Source organism: Streptomyces sp. NBC_00876 (assembly GCF_045207435.1).
Lineage (GTDB): Bacteria > Actinomycetota > Actinomycetes > Streptomycetales > Streptomycetaceae > Streptomyces.
Genome location: NZ_CP108800.1, coordinates 7,081,681 through 7,100,168 on the forward strand (window position 1 = coordinate 7,081,681; position 18,488 = coordinate 7,100,168).

An 18,488-nucleotide genomic window follows, 5' to 3' on the forward strand; every position below is an offset into this window, starting at 1 on the left:
GCGCTGTCAACTAAATGTCAGGACAAAGCAGGATCTGCCTTGACGGGAGGGCCGGCCCGGCTGCTGTCCGGACATCAGGACGATCGCACTACCGGGGTCTCCGGCGTGCGGGATACGCTCCCGGCGTGCCCAAATCCCCCGTCGGCCCCGCCGCACTCGAACTGGGTGTGGACCGCTCCAGCCCGGTCCCGCTCTACTACCAGCTCGCTCAGCAGCTGGAGGCGGCCATCGAGGAGGGCAGACTCGCCCCCGGTGGACTCCTCGGCAACGAGATCGAGCTCGCGGCCCGGCTCGGACTGTCCCGGCCCACGGTCCGCCAGGCCATCCAGTCACTCGTCGACAAGGGACTGATGGTCCGCCGCCGCGGAGTCGGCACCCAGGTGGTGCACAGCACGGTCAGGCGCCCGGCCGGACTCAGCAGCCTGTACGACGACCTCGAGGCGGCCGGCCGGAACCCCTCGACCACCGTCCTGCACTGCGCGCCCCGGCCCGCCACGGCAGCGGTCGCCGACGCGCTGGGCGTCACGGAGGGCGCCGAGGTGCAGTACATCGAGCGGATCCGGTACGCCGACGGCGAGCCCCTGGCCCTCCTGCGCAACCATCTGCCCGCCGGACTCCTCGACCTCTCCGGCGAACGGCCGGCGGCCACCGGCCTCTACCGGATGATGCGCGGAGCGGGCATCACCCTGCACAGCGCCCGCCAGAGTGTCGGCGCCCGTCTCGCCACCGCCGAGGAGGCCGATCGGCTCGGCGAGAGCGAGGGCGCCGCCCTGCTCACGATGGAGCGCACCACCTTCGACGACACCGGCCGGGCCGTCGAACACGGCTCCCATCTCTACCGGGCCTCGCGCTACGCCCTCGATTTCCAGCTCCTCGTACGGTGACAGAGGCCGCCGGTTCTTCTACGGTGAAACAGGCTCCCCGGCCACTCGTACGGTGACGACGGCCGAACCCGGCCGCCCCGGCGCCGTACACGCTCCGCTCCGACACACGCGCCGCGCCCCTCCGGGCGGCGGCGGGACCGGCTCGGGGATACTTGCCCAGCCGGGCCGGGACCGTATGGCCCCGGCTCCACCAGCAGCACAGCGAGCAGCACAAGAAGGGCACGACGTCGTGGCAAGGGTGAGGACAGGGGTACGTGCGATGGGTGCCGTGCTTGCGGCGGTGCTCGGGGCTTCCCTCATGGGATGCAGCAGCACCGGCGGCAAGCGGGCCGAGGACCGCGCGGCACAGGCCGCCGCCGAGGGCCGGGCCGCGGTGAACACGCCCCGCTGGACCTTCGCCATGGTCACCCACTCGGGCGACGGCGACACCTTCTGGGACATCGTCCAGAAGGGCGCCGAGATGGCGGCCAAGAAGGACAACATCAAGTTCCTGTACTCGCACAACGACGAGGCGCAGCAGCAGGCCCAGCTCGTCCAGGCCGCCATCGACAAGAAGGTCGACGGGCTGATCGTCACGCTCGCCAAGCCCGACGCCATGAAGGACGTCGTCGCCAAGGCCACCAAGGCCGGCATCCCGGTGATCACGGTGAACTCCGGCTCCGCCGAGTCCAAGAGGTTCGGCGCGCTCACCCACATCGGCCAGGACGAGTCCATCGCCGGCGAGGCCGTCGGCGAGGAGCTCAACGCGCGCGGCCGCAAGAAGGCCCTGTGCATCCTGCACGAGCAGGGCAACGTCGGCCACGAGCAGCGCTGCGCCGGGGCGAAGAAGACCTTCGACGGCGAGATGCAGAACCTGTACGTCGAAGGCACCAACATGCCCGACGTCCAGGCGTCCATCGAGGCGAAGCTCCAGGCGGACCACGACATCGACGCGGTCGTCACCCTCGGCGCCCCGTTCGCGGACGCCGCCGTCAAGGCGAAGAAGACCGCCGGCAGCAAGGCCGAGATCGACACCTTCGACCTGAACCCCAAGGTCGCCACCGAGCTCCAGGACAGGACCCTCGGCTTCGCCGTCGACCAGCAGCCCTACCTCCAGGGCTACGAGGCCGTCGACCTGCTCTGGCTCTACCGCTACAACCGCAACGTGCTCGGCGGCGGCCGCCCGGTCCTGACCGGCCCGCAGATCATCACCTCCGAGGACGCCGCCCAGCTGGCCCAGTACGCGAAGCGGGGAACCCGATGACCGCGGCGTCCGGATCGTCCTCCCCCGCGGGGGAGGACGAGCGGCTGCTGCGCACCTCACCGCTGCGCAAGCTGCTCGGCCGCCCCGAGCTGGGCTCGGTCGTCGGCGCGCTGGCCGTCTTCCTGTTCTTCGCGATCGTCGCCGACAGCTTCCTGCGCGCCACCAGCTTCGGCACGGTGCTGTACGCGGCCTCCACCATCGGGATCATGGCGGCGCCGGTGGCGCTGCTGATGATCGGCGGCGAGTTCGACCTCTCCGCCGGTGTGATGGTCACCAGCTCCGCGCTGATCTCGTCGATGTTCAGCTACCAGATGACGGCCAACGTCTGGGTCGGCGTGTTCGTGTCGCTGCTGGTCACGTTGGCCATCGGCGCGTTCAACGGCTTCATGCTGACCCGTACCAAACTGCCGAGCTTCATCATCACGCTCGGCACGTTCCTGATGCTGACCGGTCTCAACCTGGGCTTCACCAAGCTGATCAGCGGCACCGTCTCGACGAAGACCATCGGGGACATGGAGGGCTTCCCCTCGGCCCGCAAGCTCTTCGCCTCGTACTGGACCGTCGGCGGCGTCGAGCTGAAGGTGACCATCCTGTGGTGGGCCGTCCTCGTCGCGGTCGCCACCTGGATCCTGCTCCGTACCCGCTTCGGCAACTGGATCTACGCCGTCGGCGGCGAGGCCGACGCGGCCCGCGCGGTCGGCGTCCCGGTGATCCGCACGAAGATCGGCCTCTACCTCGGTGTGGCCTTCGCCGCCTGGGTCTCCGGCCAGCACCTGCTCTTCAGCTACGACGTGGTGCAGTCGGGTGAGGGCGTCGGCAACGAGCTGATCTACATCATCGCGGCCGTCATCGGCGGCTGCCTGATCACCGGCGGCTACGGCTCCGCGATCGGCTCGGCGGTCGGTGCCTTCATCTTCGGCATGACGAGCAAGGGCATCGTCTACGCGGAGTGGAACCCGGACTGGTTCAAGTTCTTCCTCGGAGCCATGCTGCTCCTGGCCACCCTGCTCAACGCATGGGTACGCAAGCGCGCGGAGGCGACGAAATGACGGCCCCCAAGGCACCGAACGGGCCGACGGACACCGACCGGCGGGCGCTGGTCGAGCTGGACCACGTCAGTAAGTTCTACGGGAACATCAAGGCGCTCCAGGACGTCTCGCTGGAGGTGCACGCGGGCGAGATCTCCTGCGTCCTCGGTGACAACGGCGCCGGTAAGTCCACTCTGATCAAGATCATCGCCGGGCTGCACCGGCACGACGCGGGCACCTTTCTCGTCGACGGCGAGGAGACCGCGCTCGCCAATCCGCGCGACGCCCTGGACCGCGGCATCGCCACGGTCTACCAGGACCTCGCCGTCGTCCCCCTGATGCCGGTCTGGCGGAACTTCTTCCTCGGCTCCGAGCCGACGACCGGGGCGGGCCCCTTCAAACGCCTCGACGTCCGGCTGATGCGTGAGACGACCCGCTCCGCGCTGCTGCGCATGGGCATCGACCTGCGCGACGTCGACCAGCCCATCGGTACCCTGTCCGGCGGCGAGCGCCAGTGCGTCGCCATCGCGCGGGCCGTCCACTTCGGTGCCAAGGTGCTCGTCCTGGACGAACCGACGGCCGCGCTCGGGGTCAAGCAGTCGGGGGTCGTCCTCAAGTACGTCGCAGCGGCCAGGGACGCCGGACTCGGCGTGGTCCTCATCACGCACAACCCGCACCACGCGTACCTCGTGGGCGACCGTTTCGTGCTGCTCAAGCGGGGCGCGATGGCGGGCAGCCACACCAAGGACAGCATCACGCTGGACGAGCTCACCCGCCAGATGGCGGGCGGCAGCGACCTCGATGAGCTCAGCCACGAGCTCGAGCGGGCCCCCGGCCCGGACGGGGCGGGCGGCCGCCCCGTCACCGACGACATCCCGTAGCCGGGCCGCACCCGTCCGGCAGCCCCGCCGGTCCGGCAGTGGCAGAATCGGGACGGACGGGCGCTGTCCGCCACCGGGGTCAGCCCGACCCCGGTCACCCCAGACCCCCCAGGGACGATGAGCACGTACCGCGACTTCACGCACCGCGGCTCCGCCCGCGCCACCGTCCTTCGGACCGTGGGCACCCGGGAGCGGCGCTCGCACCTCACCGCGCCGCGGGTCCCCACCGTCGGCATCGACATCGGGGGGACGAAGGTGATGGCCGGCGTCGTGGACGCCGACGGCACCATCCTGGAGACCCTGCGCACCGAGACGCCCGACAAGTCCAAGAGCCCCAAGGTCGTCGAGGACACCATCGTCGAGCTGGTCCTGGACCTCTCCGACCGTCACGACGTGCACGCGGTCGGCATCGGCGCGGCCGGCTGGGTCGACGCGGACCGCTCCAAGGTGCTGTTCGCCCCGCACCTGGCCTGGCGCGACGAACCCCTGCGCGACGCCATCGCCTCCCGGCTCGTCGTCCCCGTCATGGTGGACAACGACGCCAACACCGCCGCCTGGGCCGAATGGCGCTTCGGAGCCGGGCGCGGCGAGGACCACCTCGTCATGATCACGCTCGGTACCGGCATCGGCGGCGCGATCCTGGAGGACGGTCAGGTCAAGCGCGGCAAGTACGGCGTCGCCGGTGAGTTCGGCCACATGCAGGTGGTGCCCGGCGGCCACCGCTGCCCCTGCGGAAACCGCGGCTGCTGGGAGCAGTACAGCTCCGGAAACGCCCTGGTCCGGGAGGCCCGGGAACTGGCCGCCGCCGACTCCCCGGTGGCCCACGGACTCATCGAGCGCGTCAAGGGCAACGTCCCCGACATCACCGGACCGCTCATCACCGAACTGGCCCGCGAGGGCGATGCGATGTGCATCGAGCTCCTCCAGGACATCGGTCAGTGGCTCGGTGTCGGCATCGCCAATCTGGCCGCCGCGCTCGACCCCTCCTGCTTCGTGATCGGAGGCGGCGTCAGCGCCGCCGACGACCTGCTGATCGGACCCGCCAGGGACGCGTTCAAACGCCACCTCACCGGTCGCGGCTACCGCCCCGAGGCCCGGATCGCGAAGGCGCAGCTCGGCCCGGAGGCGGGTATGGTCGGCGCGGCCGACCTCGCCCGGCTGGTGGCCCGCCGGTTCCGGCGGACCAACCGACGCCGTGTCGAGCGGTACGAGCGGTACGCCCAGATCTACGACCAGGCCGCGAGCACCATCCGTAACACCCGCAATACCCGCACTTCCTAGGGATCCACAGACCCATGACCGCAGCCGAGCACCCCGTCGTGCCGCGCCAGTCCCCGCCGCCCGACGAGGACGGCCCCCGGCCGCCCGAGGAGCGGCGCCGGACGATCCGGCGGCGCCTGATCACGGCGACCATCATCGTGCTGCTCATCGGCGTCCCCGCCGGGTATCTGCTGATCTCCGCGGGACAGAGCCGGCGCTCCGGCCAGGACAAGGAGGCCGAGGCCTCCGCGCAGGGGCTCCGCGAGGGCTGGCCGTCGCGGATGCAGCGCCGGATCTTCGAGGTGCCGATCCCCGGCGACGCGGTGCAGGTCGAGTACTACGAGACCAACAACTGGAAGGCCAGCCGGCTGTACGCGCAGTTCCGCACGACGTCCAACGGTCTCGACCGGTTCCTGACCGATGTGGGCACCGGCCGCGCCGCCCTGAAGGCGGGCAAGGTCACCGTCGGAGAGCGCGACACGAAGATCGCGGGCTGGTACTTCGGCGACGGCGTCGCCTGGGCGGGCACGAAGCACACCAACAAGGACCCGCGTCCCACTCAGGACATCACCGTCGACATGACCGATCCGATGTCCCCTGTCGTCTACGTGGTGTCCGCGGCGACCCCCTGAACCACCTACCGCTGAGCGGCCCGCTCGGCGGACACGGCCGGGGAACCCCGCAGGACCGCGGCACGCTTCTCGACGGCCGAGATCAGGGCCTCGACCGTGGCATCGAAGATCTGACTATCCGTCACCTCGGCGAGTTCGCCGCTGAGTCGGGTGATGTTGGGGAATTGCTCCGGGTCGACCAGCCGGTACTCGCGGCTCCACGCGGATTCGTCGGCCGCCCGAGCGTCCGCGTCGAACAGCAGGAACGCGGCCTGCTGGCCCACGAACGCGAGGAGCGTGTCCCCGATCATTCGGTAGTGGACGGCGGCCTCGGCGCCCTCCAGGCCGGCCTCCCGGATGGCGCCGAGGATGAGTTCGACGACCCGGAACTCATTGGACCGGCGCGTGGTCCGGCTCGCCATGGCCGAGCCCACCACGGGGTACTTCAGGGAGACCGCCAGGGAGGCGTCGGCGAGCGCCCGGATGCGGCCCTTCCAGTCGAGGCCTCCGGGGATGGCGTCGAGCGCCTCTCCCAGCGTGCGGTCCGCGACCGACAGCAGTAGTTCGTCCTTGTCGCGGAAGTGCCGGTAGATCGCCGTCGGATCCGCCCCGAGCTCCTCGCCCAGGCGCCGGACGGTGAACGCGTCCTCGCTCCCTCTGGCGGCGATGCGCAGGCTCGCGTCGATGATCGCGTCGGGCGTGAGCTGACTGCCTGAGCGTTTCTTCCGGGACGTGGCGGCGGGTGACTTCGGCATGGTGGGGCCAGTGTATCGGTTCGGGATCGAGTGGGCGCAACAGTGTTGACAGCAATGTTGCGCTGCCGTTCACTCCTCCTCAACGAACACGTCGGGCGGGTCAATCCGCCCTGCTGGAGGTTGAATCGATGGCGCACAGCAGCGAACGGGCCGACACTGTTTTCGTCGGGGGCCGGGTCTTCACCGGAGCGGGCCCCGGCCCGGTGGAAGCAGCCGTCGCCGTCGCGGGCGGCCGGATCATCGCAGTCGCCGACGCGGGTACGGTGCGTGCGCTGACCGGTGCCGGTACGGAGATCGTCGACCTGGAGGGCGGCCTGCTCGTCCCCGGATTCCAGGACGCGCACATCCACCCCGTCATGGGCGGCACCCAGATGCTCGGCTGCGACCAGAGCGAGCAGACCACCGCCGAGGGCTGCCTCGCCGTGGTGGCCCAGTACGCCGAGGACCACCCGGACGCGGCCTGGATCCGTGGCGGCGGCTGGTCGATGGACAGCTTCCCCGGCGGTACGCCGACGCGCTCCATGCTCGACGCGGTGGTGCCGGACCGGCCCGTGCTGCTCATGAACTGCGACGGTCACGGCGCCTGGGTCAACACCCGCGCGCTGGAGATCGCGGGTGTCGACCGCAACACCCCGGACCCGGCCGACGGCCGTATCGAGCGGGAGGCGGACGGCACCCCGGCCGGCACCCTGCACGAGGGCGCGGTGGAGCTGGTGGCCCGCCATGTTCCGGTCGCCACCGAGGACGAGACGTATGCCGGGCTGCTCGCCGCGCAGGAGTACCTGTTCTCGCTCGGGGTCACCGGCTGGCAGGACGCCATGATCGGCTCCTTCCACGGCTACCCGGACAACCTGCCCGTCTATCTGCGCGCGGCCCGGGAGGGCTCACTGCTCGCCCGCGTCGTCGGCGCCCTGTGGTGGGACCGCAACCGCGGGATGGAGCAGCTCGCCGAACTGGAGGAGCGCCGGGGCATCGGGCAGGCGGGCCGCTTCAGCGCCACCAGCATCAAGATCATGCAGGACGGCGTCGCGGAGAACTTCACCGCCGGGATGCTGGAGCCCTATCTGGACGGCTGCGGCTGCTCGACCGGCAACTCGGGCCTGAGTTTCGTCGAGCCCGGACTGCTGAACGAAGCGGTGTGCGCGCTCGACGAGTCCGGTTTCCAGGTCCACTTCCACGCGCTCGGCGACCGTGCGGTGCGCGAGGCACTCGACGCGCTCGCGGCGGCCCGTGCCGCCAACGGCGCCAATGACCACCGTCACCACCTGGCCCACCTCCAGGTCGTGCATCCCGATGACATAGCGCGCTTCGCCGAACTCGACGTCGCCGCGAACATCCAGCCCCTGTGGGCCGCCCACGAACCCCAGATGGACGAGCTGACCATCCCGTTCCTGGGCGCCGAACGGGCCGCCCAGCAGTACCCGTTCGGGGATCTGCGCAGCGCCGGGGCCCGCCTCGTCGCGGGCAGCGACTGGTCGGTGAGCAGCCCCAACCCGCTGTGGGGCATCCACGTGGCCGTCAACCGTGCGGCCCCTGCGAACGAGCTCCCCGAGGGCGTGACGTACCCCCCGTTCTACCCCGAGCAGGCACTGACCCTGGCCGAGGCGCTCACCGCGTACACCGCGGGCACCGCGTGGGTGAACCACCTCGACGACGTGACCGGCACGGTCGAGGAGGGCAAGTACGCGGACCTGGTCGTCCTGGACCGCGACCCGTTCACCCGCCCCGCCGACGAGATCGCCGACGTACGGGTGCGCAGGACCTACGTCGAGGGCCGCCTCGTCTTCGACGCGGACGCGACCGCCACCGACTGACGTACCTCCCCCTCATCGAACCCCCCCACTTCATCGAGCCCCCCGCACCTCACCGAGCTCCCCCCGCACCTCATCGAGCCCACCCCGGACGGAGACAGGCGATGCCCTCACAGAGCGCAGGATCGAAAAAGCCGATACAGATGCGGGCGGCGCGGCGGACCGCGGGGACCCTCCTCGCGGCGAGCGCCATGCTGATCACCAGCGCGTGCAGCGGCACGGCGGACCCGGACAAGGACGCCGGCGGCAGCGCCTCGTACGAGCTCACCAAGCAGACGCCCGCCGCCGCGGGTGACATCGACTCCTTCACCTGGTCGATCTACGCCGAGCCGTCCTCGCTCGACTACGTCTACGCCTACGACTACCCGCCGAACCAGGTCCTCGCCAACGTCTGTGAGAGCCTGCTGCGCTGGAACCCGGACCTGACGACGTCGCCGAACCTGGCGTCCTCGTTCAGCAATCCGACGCCCACCACCTGGGTCTACAAGATCCGCCCCGGTGTGCACTTCCACGACGGCACGGTGCTCACCGCCGACGACGTCGTCGCCTCGCTGCGCCGTCACATGGACCCCGCCGTGGGCAGCGCGTGGGAGAACACGTTCCGCAACGTGAAGTCGATCGACAAGACCGGGCCGCTGGAAGTCACCGTCAAGCTGACGAAGCCCGACGCGGTCTTCAACCAGGAGATGGCCACCAGCTCGGGAACCATCGAGTCGGCGGCGACCCTCGCCCAGGCGGGCAAGGACTACGGCAGCCCCAAGGGCGGGGTGAACTGCACGGGGCCGTTCTCCTTCGGGTCCTGGTCATCGGGCCAGTCGCTCACCCTGAAGAAGTTCGACGACTACTGGAACACCAAGCTCGAGCCCAAGGCGAGCAAGGTCAAGTTCGTGTTCCTGAGCGACGCGACGACCCGCGTCAACGCCTTCCAGAGCGGTGAGGTGGACGGTGGCTGGATGGTTCCGGCCGACGCCTACGACCAGCTCGGCACCTCCACCGCGGGCAAGCTCTACTACGGCGTCAACAGCACCGTCGCCGAAGAGATCGTCAGCAACCTCAAGGGCCCGCTCGGTGACACCGAGGTGCGCAAGGCCCTGCTCATGGCCATCGACCGCAAGGGCATCGTCAAGGCGGGCGCCGGCGGGGTCGGCGAGGTCGCCGACTCCCTCGTCACCGACAACATGTGGGGCCAGGCGCCCGCGGCGAGCCGCAAGTCCATCATCAAGGACGTGCCGCACTACCCGTACGACCCGGCGAAGGCCAAGGAGATCGCGGAGAAGGCCGGGGTGAAGGGGGAGCGGATCGTCATCGCGACCAGCCCGCTCGACTCGCAGACGACGATCGTCGCGCAGGCCATCGAGCAGGCCGCCAATGCCATCGGCCTCGACCCCAAGATCGAGACGCTCTCCCCGGAGAAGTACTCCACGCTCTTCACCGACGCCGCCGCACGCAAGGGCATCGACCTGTTCCTGACCTTCTGGTACACGTCGATCACCGATCCGCTGGATGTGTACGGCTCCCTGGAGACCGGCATGTTCACCAACTACGGCGGCTGGACGAACAAGGAGTTCGACAAGGCCGTCGAGGACGCCTCCGGCGAGTACGACCCGGCCGAGCGCGCCGTGGCCAGCGCCAAGGCGCAGAAGATCGCCCTGCGGGAACTGCCCTGGCTGCCCCTGTACACCCAGCCCACCAGCGTCTTCCTCGGCAACCGGATCACCGGCGTCCAGCCGTCGGTCGCCTACCTCTACTACCCGTGGGCTGCCGAGATCGGGGCCAAGAAGTGAGCCGTACGACCACACGGGCGCTCGGGATCGTGAGCCGCCTGGCCGGGATGGCGGCGACCTTGCTGGTCACCTCGTTCCTGGTGTTCTCCTCGCTGTACCTGGCGCCGGGCGACCCGGCGAGCTTCCTGGTACGCGGCCGCAGCGCCGGCCCCGACGAACTCGCCCAGATCCGCCACAGGTACGGCTTCGACGAACCGTTCTTCGTCCGCTACTGGGACTGGCTGGGCGGCGTACTGCACGGCGACTTCGGCCGCTCCTACGTCTTCCACCAGGACGTCAGCTCGGTCATCTGGTCGCGGCTGCCCGCCACGCTGCTGCTGATCGCCGCCTCGGCCCTGCTGATCGCGGTGGTCGGTGTCGCGGCCGGCATCGTCGGCGCGCTGCGCCGCGGCACCCGTACCGACTCCGCGCTGATGCTGCTGGTGACGGTGGGGGCCGCAGCCCCCGCCTTCGTCGCCGCGCTGCTGCTGAGGTCGCTGTTCGGCGTGAAGCTGGGCTGGTTCCCGACGATAGGCAACGGCACGGGCGTCCTCGACCGGCTGCACCACGTCGTGCTCCCGGCGATCGCCCTGTCCGTCACCTTCATGGCGATGGTCACACGGGTGACCCGCTCGTCGATGCTGGAGGAGATGGGCCGTGAGCACGTCGAGGTCGCGGTGAGCCGCGGCACCCCGCGCTGGACCGTGATCCGGCGCCATGTACTGCGCAACGCGCTCGGCCCGATCGTCACCGTCTCCGCGCTCCTCATCTCCGGAATGCTGGTGAGCACCTCGATCGTGGAGACCGCGTTCGGCATGTCGGGTGTGGGATCGCTCCTGGTGACATCGGTCAACCAGATGGACTTCCAGGTGGTGCAGGCGATCGTGCTGCTCGTGGTGGCCGCGTTCGTCGTGGTCAACTTCCTGGTGGACCTGGTGCATCCGCTGATCGACCCGCGGGTTGCGGCAGCGGGAGGTGCACGATGAGTGCACCGATGGCGGCAATAGTGCGCGGCCCGGTCGCCAGGCTGCGCTCCCTGGGCGGTGGCTGGCTGGGCAACCTGTGCCTGGGACTTCTTCTCCTGTTCGTCCTGGTCGCGGTGTTCGCGCCGTGGCTGTCACCGCAGGACCCGACGTACGGAGAGCTGGGCACGGGGCTCGTCGGCCCGAGCGCCGGCCACTGGCTCGGCACCGACCAGGGCGGGCACGACACGTTCTCGGCCCTGATCGAGGGAAGCCGTACGAGTCTGGTCGGGCCGCTGCTCGTGGTGCTGGTCTCGACCGCGGTCGGCATCGCCGTCGGCCTGTTCTCCGCATGGCGGGGCGGCTGGGCCGACACCGTGATCGGGCGACTGCTCGATGTCGTCTTCGCCTTCCCCGCACTGCTCGTCGCGATCCTCGCGGTGGCGGTCTTCGGCAAGGGGATGACGGCACCGGTGATCGCCATGTCCGTGGCCTACATGCCCTACACTGCGCGCCTGGTGCGCAGCCTCGCGATGCAGGAGCAGGCCAGGCCCTACATCGCGGCCTACCGCGTGCAGGGACACTCCGCGCTGTACGTCGCGGTACGCCGGCTACTGCCGAACATCGGCCCGACCGTGCTCGCCCAGTCCACCGTCAACTTCGGCTACGTACTGCTCGACCTCGCCGCCCTGTCCTTCCTGGGCCTGGGCGTACAGGCTCCGACACCCGACTGGGGCGCCATGATCAACCAGTCCCAGGCCGCCGTCCTGCGGGGGCAGCCGCTCTCCGCCATCGTGCCCGCGGTCGCCGTCGTGGTGGTCGTCGTCGCCTTCAACATCGTCGGGGAGAACTTCGGCGACCGGCTCGCGGGGAGGAAGTCCTGATGGCGCTGCTGGAGTACGAGAACCTGAGCATCGCCCTGCCCGGCATGGCCCGCCCCGTGCTCGACGGCATCGACCTGACCGTCTCCGCCGGTGAAGTCGTCGCACTGGTCGGCGAATCCGGCTCCGGGAAGTCGGTCACCGCACGGTCGGCCCTCGGGCTGTTCCCCGCCGGGGCCGGCATCGAAGGCCAGGTGCGCGTCGACGGTACGGAACTGGTGGGGGCCGACGCCGCGAAGCTGCGGGCGATCCGCACCGGCACGGCGTCGATGATCTTCCAGGACCCCCGGGCGGGCATCAATCCGGTGCGCCGCATCGGCGACTTCCTCACCGAGTCGCTGCGCGTCAGCAACGGCTGGAGCAAGAGCCGCGCCACCGGCCGGGCCGCCGAACTGCTCGGCTCGGTCGGCCTCCCGGACCCCGAACGGCACCTGCGCCAGTACCCGCACGAACTCTCCGGCGGCATGTTGCAACGCGTCATGATCGCCGGAGCACTCACCGCCGAACCCAGGCTGCTGCTCTGCGACGAACCCACCACCGCGCTCGACGTCTCCACCCAGGCCGAGATCATGGCCATCCTCGGGCGGCTGCAGCGCGAACGCGACCTGGGCATGCTCCTCATCACGCACGACATCGAACTCGCGGCAGCCGCCTGCGACCGGATCTATGTGATGTACGCGGGCCGGATCGTCGAGACGGCCCCTACCGGCCGGCTCTTCGCGACGCCCCGCCACCCCTACACCGCGGGCCTGCTCGGCTCGTCGCCGCCGCTCCGGGCCCCGGACGGACCGCCCGCCCGGCTCATCCCGATTCCCGGCTCCCCGATGGGGCTGCTCGACTCCGCGCCCGGCTGCGCCTTCGCGGCGCGCTGCCGCTTCGCCCGGCCCGGGGTCTGCGACCAGTCACCGCCGCCGCTGGAGCGGCACGGCGGGGCCCTGGTCGCGTGCCACCTCGCGGACGAATCACTCACATCGGCGGACAAGTCATTGACAAGGGAGGGAAGTTGACCCCCGAAACGGATGCCCGCACGCTGCTCCAGGTCAGCGGTCTGCGCAAGACCTACCGGACGGGAAAGACGGAGGTCGTCGCCGTCGACGATCTGTCGTTCTCGCTGCGGGCCGGCGGCGCCCTCGGCATCGTGGGGGAGTCGGGCTCCGGCAAGACGACCACGGCCCGGATGCTGATCGGCCTCGAATCACCCGACGCCGGACAGATCCTCGTCCAGGGCGAACCACTGGCCCCGGCGGTACGCGGCAAGGCGGCCCGCCTCGCCCGGGCCAAGGCGGTGCAGATCGTCTTCCAGGACCCGTACCTCTCACTGGACGCGCGGATCAGTATCGGCGCCACCATCGACGGGGCGCTGCGCCTGCACGGTCTCGCCGATCCCGCGGCACGGGCCGCCCGGGTGCGTGAACTCCTGGCCCAGGTCGGCCTCGGCGAACGCGAGGCGGCGGCGCTGCCGCGCAAGCTCTCCGGCGGTCAGCGCCAGCGCGCCGCCATCGCACGCGCGCTGGCGGTCGAACCCGCCGTCCTCGTACTCGACGAGGCGGTGTCGGCGCTCGACGTCTCCGTCCAGGCCCAGGTGCTCAACCTCCTGTCGGACATCCGCCGTGACACCGGCATCGGCCTGGTCTTCGTCAGCCACGACCTGGCCGTCGTGCGGTACGTGTGCGACGAGGCACTCGTCCTGTACCGGGGCCGCACCATGGAACACCGCCCCGTCGCGGAGCTCCTCAACGATCCCGGACACCCGTACACACAGCTGCTGCTGGCGTCCGTCCCCCGGCCGGGCTGGGACCCCGACTCCATCAGCCGGCGGCGCAGGGAGCTCGATCCGCTGGCGGCGGGAGGCACCGTCTGAGGGTCCGCCGTGCCCGGCCACCGGGCACGGCGCCCGCCTGCCGTGGCCGGACCCGCTTCCGGCGCGATCGATACGCCTCCACGGACGGCAGCCGTCACCGTACGAGGACCGCGGGTCCTCGAGGACCGGTCAGGGTGCGGGGGTGGGGCCGCCGGGCCGGAACCGCTCCACACCGACGATGTGCCGCACCTTGACCGGGCGGACGATCACCGCGACCCGCCGCTCCGCCGGCATGGTCCACTCGAACCGCTCCACGCCCAGATACTTCCGGGCCAGCCGGTCCATCCGGTCATCCGCCTCCGCGCCCTCGATGAAGCGGATCGCCTCGCCGCTGATCTGGACCCGGTCGAAGGGGTCGGCGGCGTCCGCGTGCGAGAGATAGACGCGCGGGTCGCGGCGGAGGTTCTCCTCCTTCACCCGGCCCACCGAGGTGTTGAACGACAGCTCACCCTCCCCCTCCAGATCCACCCACATCGGGCTGACCTGCGGCGCTCCGTCGGCGAACACGGTACCGACGTACCAGATATGGGCGGCCCGCAGTCGCGCGCGGACGGCTTCGTCGAAAGTCGCAGTCATCGTCGGAGGCTACCAACCATGCTCCCAGGCCCTGGGCCTGCCGGCGGTATCCGCTCAGCCGACGTTGATCTCGGCAGCCGTGGTGAACGGATTGCCGCTTACCTCGCTGAGCGCGCGCAGCCGGATGTAGTGCGCGCCCACCGGAGTGAAGCAGGCCCTCTGTTCCCCGGAGGTGCTGGACCAGGTTCCGGTGGCGACCGGGTTGCCCCAGGTGGTGCCGTCCTCGCTGGTGTACACCTCGTAGTCGGCGATGCGGCCGTTGGACCCGTCCTGGCGTGGCAGGTAGTAGAGGCAGGACACGGTGCTCTCGTCGCCGAGGTCGACCTGGATCTCGTGCGGCATCGGTGTGGCGGTGCCGGACCACTGGGTGTGCCAGAAGGTGTCCGGGTCACCGTCGAGGACGTTGGCTGCCGGGGCGTTCTCGCCGGAGGTCTCCTGGCTGTCCGCGTAGGTCACCGACAACTTCGACTGCGGGAGGCGGATCGCCCCGACGATCCGCTCGTCGGTGGCGGTGTGCGGCCGGCCGCCCTGGCGGAACCTCACGGTGGTGATGAGCGGGTTCACCTGGCCGGGGGCGGCCGGCGCGGTGACGTCCCAGGAGAAGGTGGCCGATGTCGCGCCCGGCACCCTCACGGGCGCCGCCGCCGGGGTGTGCGGGCTGACGGTCCATCCGTCGGGCGCCGCGAGCGCGGCGGTCACCCCGGTCGCCGGGGGCATGCCGGCAGGCACGCCGACCGTGGTTGTCGCGGTGAAGGACTGGCCGCCCGCGACCGATCCGGGCACCTTGAGGGCGACCGTCGGCCGGTGCGGGGAAGGCATGGCGTACCGCGCCCTGTCGTAGCGGGGGCTGTCGTTCCGCGCGACCTTCAGGGAGGAGGCGTAGCTGCCGTAGTTGGTGAGCTCGACCTTGCCGAGGCCGCCGGTGCTTGCGTCGAGGTTCCACACGGCGATGGCGACGGTGTTCCTGCCGTGCGGGTCGAGCACCCCGTTCGGGACCGGGAAGCTGTGCTGGGGACCGAGGTAGTTGACGTAGTTGCCCATGTGCCAGCCGTTGACGTAGATCTCGGCGCGGTACTTGCGGGAAGGGTCGTCGGTGAGGGTGAGGCCGAGTGAGGTGTCCTGTCCTTTCGGAAGGTCCAGGTCGACCTCGGTGGCGTACCAGGAGACCCCGGGGGTCTTGTCGGAGGCGGGCAGGGTGGTGGGGGTCCAGTCGTCGGTCGGGTAGCCGGGCAGCATCCAGCCCGCGCGCTCGCCGTACAGACCGCCGGTGGCCAGCGGGCCGCGTACGGTGTCGACCGGCTTCTCGCCCCCGCGTACGCCCTGCAACCGCCAGGTGATGGTGCCCGACGCGTTCCCGGCCAGGGTGGCGTGGGTCAGACCGCGGACGGTGCCGGCGTCGGACCGTCCCCAGTTCTCGTCATGTCCCATGTTCACGGTGAGAACGGAGACGACGTTGTCGTCGCCGGTCTTGAGGACGCCGGCCGGGAAGGCGTAGGTCTTCGGGCCGTCCTCGGTGGAACTCCCGAGGAAGGTGCCGTTGAGCCACACGGAGGAGGCCGCCGCCTTGCCGCTGCTGCGGGTGGACAGGGTGATGCCGGTCGTCTTGTCGTCGCCGGTGAACCGGCCGCGGTACCAGGTGGATCCCGTGTGGAAGCCGTAGTCGTCGGCGGACAGGACGGGGAGGGTGGCCGGAGTGGTGATCTCCGAGGTGGTCCTGTCGGCCACCTGCCAGGAGGAGTCGTTGAAGCCGGGCTGCGATTCCGGCGACTCCTGGGTGTGCTTCCAGCCGGTGAGCGGGGGCAGGGTGATGCCGGCGGCGGTGGGGAGCGTGGCGGTGAGGCCGCTGTCCTCCATCTGGCTGCTGCGGACCTTCTGGCCGTTCCAGGTGAGGGAGTCGGCCGTGGACCAGACCTCGACCGCGCCGTCGCTGCCGGTGTCGCCGGTGAGGGCGAGGGCCGTACCGTCGGACGAGGCGCCGCGCAGCAGGTAGGTGCCGCGGACCAGGACCGGGCCGGCGGCGGTGTCGTGGCGCCAGAAGGTCTTGGCGGTCGCGGTGTCGGCGAGCAGCAGCTGGAGCGGGTGTCCGCCGCCGCTGATCCGTACCCGGGTCAGGCCGGTGTGCCGGTAGTTGAGCCGCAGGTTGCCGGTGGACGCGTCCCAGGTGGAGGTGACGGCGCCGCCGGTGGAGGTGACGGTGGGCTCCGTGTCGTAGTGCAGGACTGTCTCGCCGTCGGCGTCGTGGCCGCCGTACAGGACCGCGACATCGCGCCCGCCGATGGTGGCGTTCGTCATGATCTGCGAGGTGGAGTAGCGCAGTTGGCTGCCGCCGAGGTCGTAGTTCGCGACGATGATCGAGGACTCACGGCCGTTCAGCGTCAGGGAAGTGCCGGGCTGCTGCGGGACGGTGTACCGTCCGCCCGCACCGAGGTCGATCTTCAGGTGTGTGCTGTCGGTGCTGGTCGCGGTCGAGTCGGTGTGCCGCAGCACATGGAACTGGGTACCGGTGTCGGGATTGGCCCGGGCGGTGTCGACGATCCCGGGGTTGCCGGTCGGGACGGCAGGCAGAGGGCCGGTCTTCGTGAGCGGGGCGACGGCCTGCGTGAAGTAGCCGATCAGCTTCTCCTGGTTGTACTTCGGGTCGAGCCGGCGCGATTCACGGATCGCGGCGCCGTAGTCGTAGGACGTGTAGTGGCTCATCATGCTCAGCCAGCCCCAGTTGGTGCCGCCGTAGGTCATGTAGATGTTCTGCATGGTCGCGCCGACCGCGATGTTCTGCTTGAAGAACACGTCGGCGAACTTGTCGTTGACCATGTCCGCACACTTGTCGTAGCCGGGGCCGGCCCACCAGTCGAACGCACCGCCCTGGAACTCCATGGTGGACACCGGCCTTCCGGCCGGGTGGTTGTAGCTGATGTCCGGTACGCCGCTCCACTGCGACGGGTTGTCGCACGCGAAGCCCTGCGGGTAGGAGTCGACCATGTCCACGTCCAAGGCGCCCGTACCGGAGTTGAACGTGCCGTTGTTGTTCCCGACCAGCGGCACGCCGATGCCGTCCGCCCGGGCCTTGTCCTCCAGGTGCTGCATATACGCCCGGTCGTCCGCGCTGCTGTCGTAGAACTCGTTCTCGACCTGGTACTGGATCACCGTGCCGGTGCCGTTGGTGAGCTGGTGGCGGGCGAGGATGCGGTCGATCCGTGTCATCCACTCGTCGCTGTACTTCAGGTACGCCGGATCGGTGGTGCGGGTCCGGGTGCCCTTGTTGTGCAGCCAGGCGGGGAATCCACCGCCGTCCACTTCGGCGTTGATGTAGGGGCCGGGACGGGCGATCACGTAGATGCCGAGCCGGTCGGCCATGTCCAGCAGCTTGTCCACATCACGCACGCCGGTGAAGTCGTAGACCCCGGCCGCGGGCGAGTGGTAGCCCCAGTCGAAGTACAGCGACACCGCGTTGAAGCCGGCCGCCTTCATCTTCTGCAGTACGTCCAGCCACAGGTCCTGGCTGGGCAGCCGGAAGTAGTGGAACTCACCGGACCACAGGTAGGTCCGCCTGCCGTCGATCTTGAACGAGTAGTCGTCGTACGTCACCGAATGCGCCGTACCCGCGGGGCGCGCGGACTGCCCCGTCCGCGCCGCCACCGGTTGCGACGCCGCCGCACCCGTGGCCACGCCCAGGCCGCCGAGCAGGGCGACGACCGTACCGGCCGCCAGACAACTGTGCAGGAGCCGGCGCACTACGCCTCTCACGCTCATGGAAACCTCCACTGGATGGATCACCGCACTGAAGCGCTCCCGCATCGATGAGCGGATGAGGGGTCCCCGATGCATGAGGTCGACTCGTTGCGCGCAAATTGAAGCGCGGATCTGCACTGATCTCAATGCTTTCCAACAGATTCGCTCATGAGGTAGGGCTCTTTTCGGCCGACACCGACTTCCTGGCCCGAGAAATGAGCCGAACCGCTCGAGATGTGGACC

At 70.1% G+C, this 18,488-nt stretch carries 15 protein-coding genes; 12 read left to right on the forward strand and 3 right to left on the reverse strand.

Annotation, left to right across the window (positions count from 1 at the left end; translation table 11 throughout):
• Window positions 1-125 precede the first annotated feature (125 nt).
• The 6 genes from OG782_RS31025 to OG782_RS31050 all read left to right on the forward strand — a co-directional run bounded on the left by OG782_RS31025 (window position 126) and on the right by OG782_RS31050 (window position 5,928).
• A complete protein-coding gene (locus tag OG782_RS31025; protein WP_406456624.1) occupies window positions 126-884 on the forward strand; it encodes a GntR family transcriptional regulator in 759 nt (252 codons plus the stop codon).
• A 259-nt stretch (window positions 885-1,143) separates the two neighbouring features.
• Complete coding sequence (locus OG782_RS31030; protein WP_406456626.1) at window positions 1,144-2,127, forward strand: sugar ABC transporter substrate-binding protein; 984 nt, start codon at window positions 1,144-1,146, stop codon at window positions 2,125-2,127.
• The gene (locus OG782_RS31035) at window positions 2,124-3,176 is read left to right on the forward strand and encodes an ABC transporter permease (RefSeq protein WP_406456628.1); all 1,053 of its coding nucleotides are present in this window, start codon (window positions 2,124-2,126) and stop codon (window positions 3,174-3,176) included. The genes OG782_RS31030 and OG782_RS31035 overlap by 4 nt, the downstream gene beginning before the upstream one ends.
• The gene (locus tag OG782_RS31040; protein ID WP_406456630.1) at window positions 3,173-4,036 is read left to right on the forward strand and encodes an ATP-binding cassette domain-containing protein; all 864 of its coding nucleotides are present in this window, start codon (window positions 3,173-3,175) and stop codon (window positions 4,034-4,036) included. The genes OG782_RS31035 and OG782_RS31040 overlap by 4 nt, the downstream gene beginning before the upstream one ends.
• Before the next feature lie 117 nt (window positions 4,037-4,153).
• Window positions 4,154-5,317 carry an ROK family glucokinase gene (locus OG782_RS31045; RefSeq protein WP_406456632.1) on the forward strand — a complete coding sequence of 388 codons (1,164 nt, stop codon included), beginning with the start codon at window positions 4,154-4,156 and terminating at the stop codon, window positions 5,315-5,317.
• 14 nt (window positions 5,318-5,331) lie between these two features.
• Window positions 5,332-5,928, forward strand: a complete 597-nt coding sequence (locus OG782_RS31050; RefSeq protein WP_406456634.1) for a hypothetical protein — start codon at window positions 5,332-5,334, stop codon at window positions 5,926-5,928.
• Window positions 5,929-5,933: 5 nt separating this feature from the next.
• Here OG782_RS31050 and OG782_RS31055 read toward each other — a convergent pair whose 3' ends face one another.
• Window positions 5,934-6,662: a TetR/AcrR family transcriptional regulator gene (locus OG782_RS31055; RefSeq protein WP_406456636.1), complete on the reverse strand. Its 729-nt coding sequence runs from the start codon at window positions 6,660-6,662 to the stop codon at window positions 5,934-5,936.
• Window positions 6,663-6,790: 128 nt separating this feature from the next.
• Between OG782_RS31055 and OG782_RS31060 the strand changes: the two genes are divergently transcribed.
• The 6 genes from OG782_RS31060 (at window position 6,791) to OG782_RS31085 (ending at window position 13,940) form a co-directional block, all read left to right on the forward strand.
• Complete coding sequence (locus OG782_RS31060) at window positions 6,791-8,476, forward strand: amidohydrolase (protein WP_406456638.1); 1,686 nt, start codon at window positions 6,791-6,793, stop codon at window positions 8,474-8,476.
• Between the two features lie 188 nt (window positions 8,477-8,664).
• Window positions 8,665-10,257 carry an ABC transporter substrate-binding protein gene (locus OG782_RS31065; protein ID WP_406456640.1) on the forward strand — a complete coding sequence of 531 codons (1,593 nt, stop codon included), beginning with the start codon at window positions 8,665-8,667 and terminating at the stop codon, window positions 10,255-10,257.
• A complete protein-coding gene (locus tag OG782_RS31070) occupies window positions 10,254-11,222 on the forward strand; it encodes an ABC transporter permease (RefSeq protein WP_406456642.1) in 969 nt (322 codons plus the stop codon). The genes OG782_RS31065 and OG782_RS31070 overlap by 4 nt, the downstream gene beginning before the upstream one ends.
• Before the next feature lie 8 nt (window positions 11,223-11,230).
• Window positions 11,231-12,082 (forward strand): ABC transporter permease, encoded by an 852-nt coding sequence (locus OG782_RS31075; protein ID WP_406456644.1) that lies wholly within the window; start codon window positions 11,231-11,233, stop codon window positions 12,080-12,082.
• Window positions 12,082-13,086, forward strand: coding sequence for an ABC transporter ATP-binding protein (locus OG782_RS31080; protein WP_406456646.1), 1,005 nt, complete (start codon window positions 12,082-12,084; stop codon window positions 13,084-13,086). Before OG782_RS31075 ends, OG782_RS31080 begins: the two co-directional genes overlap by 1 nt.
• Entirely contained in the window at window positions 13,083-13,940 is an 858-nt protein-coding gene (locus OG782_RS31085; RefSeq protein WP_406456648.1) for an ABC transporter ATP-binding protein, read from the forward strand. Before OG782_RS31080 ends, OG782_RS31085 begins: the two co-directional genes overlap by 4 nt.
• Window positions 13,941-14,069: 129 nt before the next feature.
• On the opposite strand, the gene OG782_RS31090 is transcribed toward OG782_RS31085, so the two are convergent.
• Both OG782_RS31090 and OG782_RS31095 read right to left on the reverse strand, forming a co-directional pair.
• Complete coding sequence (locus tag OG782_RS31090) at window positions 14,070-14,516, reverse strand: TIGR03618 family F420-dependent PPOX class oxidoreductase (protein ID WP_406456650.1); 447 nt, start codon at window positions 14,514-14,516, stop codon at window positions 14,070-14,072.
• Between the two features lie 54 nt (window positions 14,517-14,570).
• Window positions 14,571-18,266, reverse strand: a complete 3,696-nt coding sequence (locus tag OG782_RS31095; RefSeq protein WP_406456652.1) for a beta-galactosidase — start codon at window positions 18,264-18,266, stop codon at window positions 14,571-14,573.
• Window positions 18,267-18,488: the final 222 nt, after the last annotated feature.

What these genes read in the sequence shown, in the direction of transcription:
- OG782_RS31030 (WP_406456626.1), top strand. Translation starts at nt 1,144, where the DNA reads ATGGGTGCCGTGCTTGCGGCGGTGCTCGGGGCTTCCCTCATGGGATGC.
- OG782_RS31035 (WP_406456628.1), top strand. Translation starts at nt 2,124, where the DNA reads ATGACCGCGGCGTCCGGATCGTCCTCCCCCGCGGGGGAGGACGAGCGG.
- OG782_RS31040 (WP_406456630.1), top strand. Translation starts at nt 3,173, where the DNA reads ATGACGGCCCCCAAGGCACCGAACGGGCCGACGGACACCGACCGGCGG.
- OG782_RS31045 (WP_406456632.1), top strand. Translation starts at nt 4,154, where the DNA reads ATGAGCACGTACCGCGACTTCACGCACCGCGGCTCCGCCCGCGCCACC.
- OG782_RS31050 (WP_406456634.1), top strand. Translation starts at nt 5,332, where the DNA reads ATGACCGCAGCCGAGCACCCCGTCGTGCCGCGCCAGTCCCCGCCGCCC.
- OG782_RS31055 (WP_406456636.1), bottom strand. Translation starts at nt 6,662, where the DNA reads ATGCCGAAGTCACCCGCCGCCACGTCCCGGAAGAAACGCTCAGGCAGT.
- OG782_RS31060 (WP_406456638.1), top strand. Translation starts at nt 6,791, where the DNA reads ATGGCGCACAGCAGCGAACGGGCCGACACTGTTTTCGTCGGGGGCCGG.
- OG782_RS31065 (WP_406456640.1), top strand. Translation starts at nt 8,665, where the DNA reads ATGCTGATCACCAGCGCGTGCAGCGGCACGGCGGACCCGGACAAGGAC.
- OG782_RS31075 (WP_406456644.1), top strand. Translation starts at nt 11,231, where the DNA reads ATGGCGGCAATAGTGCGCGGCCCGGTCGCCAGGCTGCGCTCCCTGGGC.
- OG782_RS31080 (WP_406456646.1), top strand. Translation starts at nt 12,082, where the DNA reads ATGGCGCTGCTGGAGTACGAGAACCTGAGCATCGCCCTGCCCGGCATG.
- OG782_RS31090 (WP_406456650.1), bottom strand. Translation starts at nt 14,516, where the DNA reads ATGACTGCGACTTTCGACGAAGCCGTCCGCGCGCGACTGCGGGCCGCC.
- OG782_RS31095 (WP_406456652.1), bottom strand. Translation starts at nt 18,266, where the DNA reads ATGAGCGTGAGAGGCGTAGTGCGCCGGCTCCTGCACAGTTGTCTGGCG.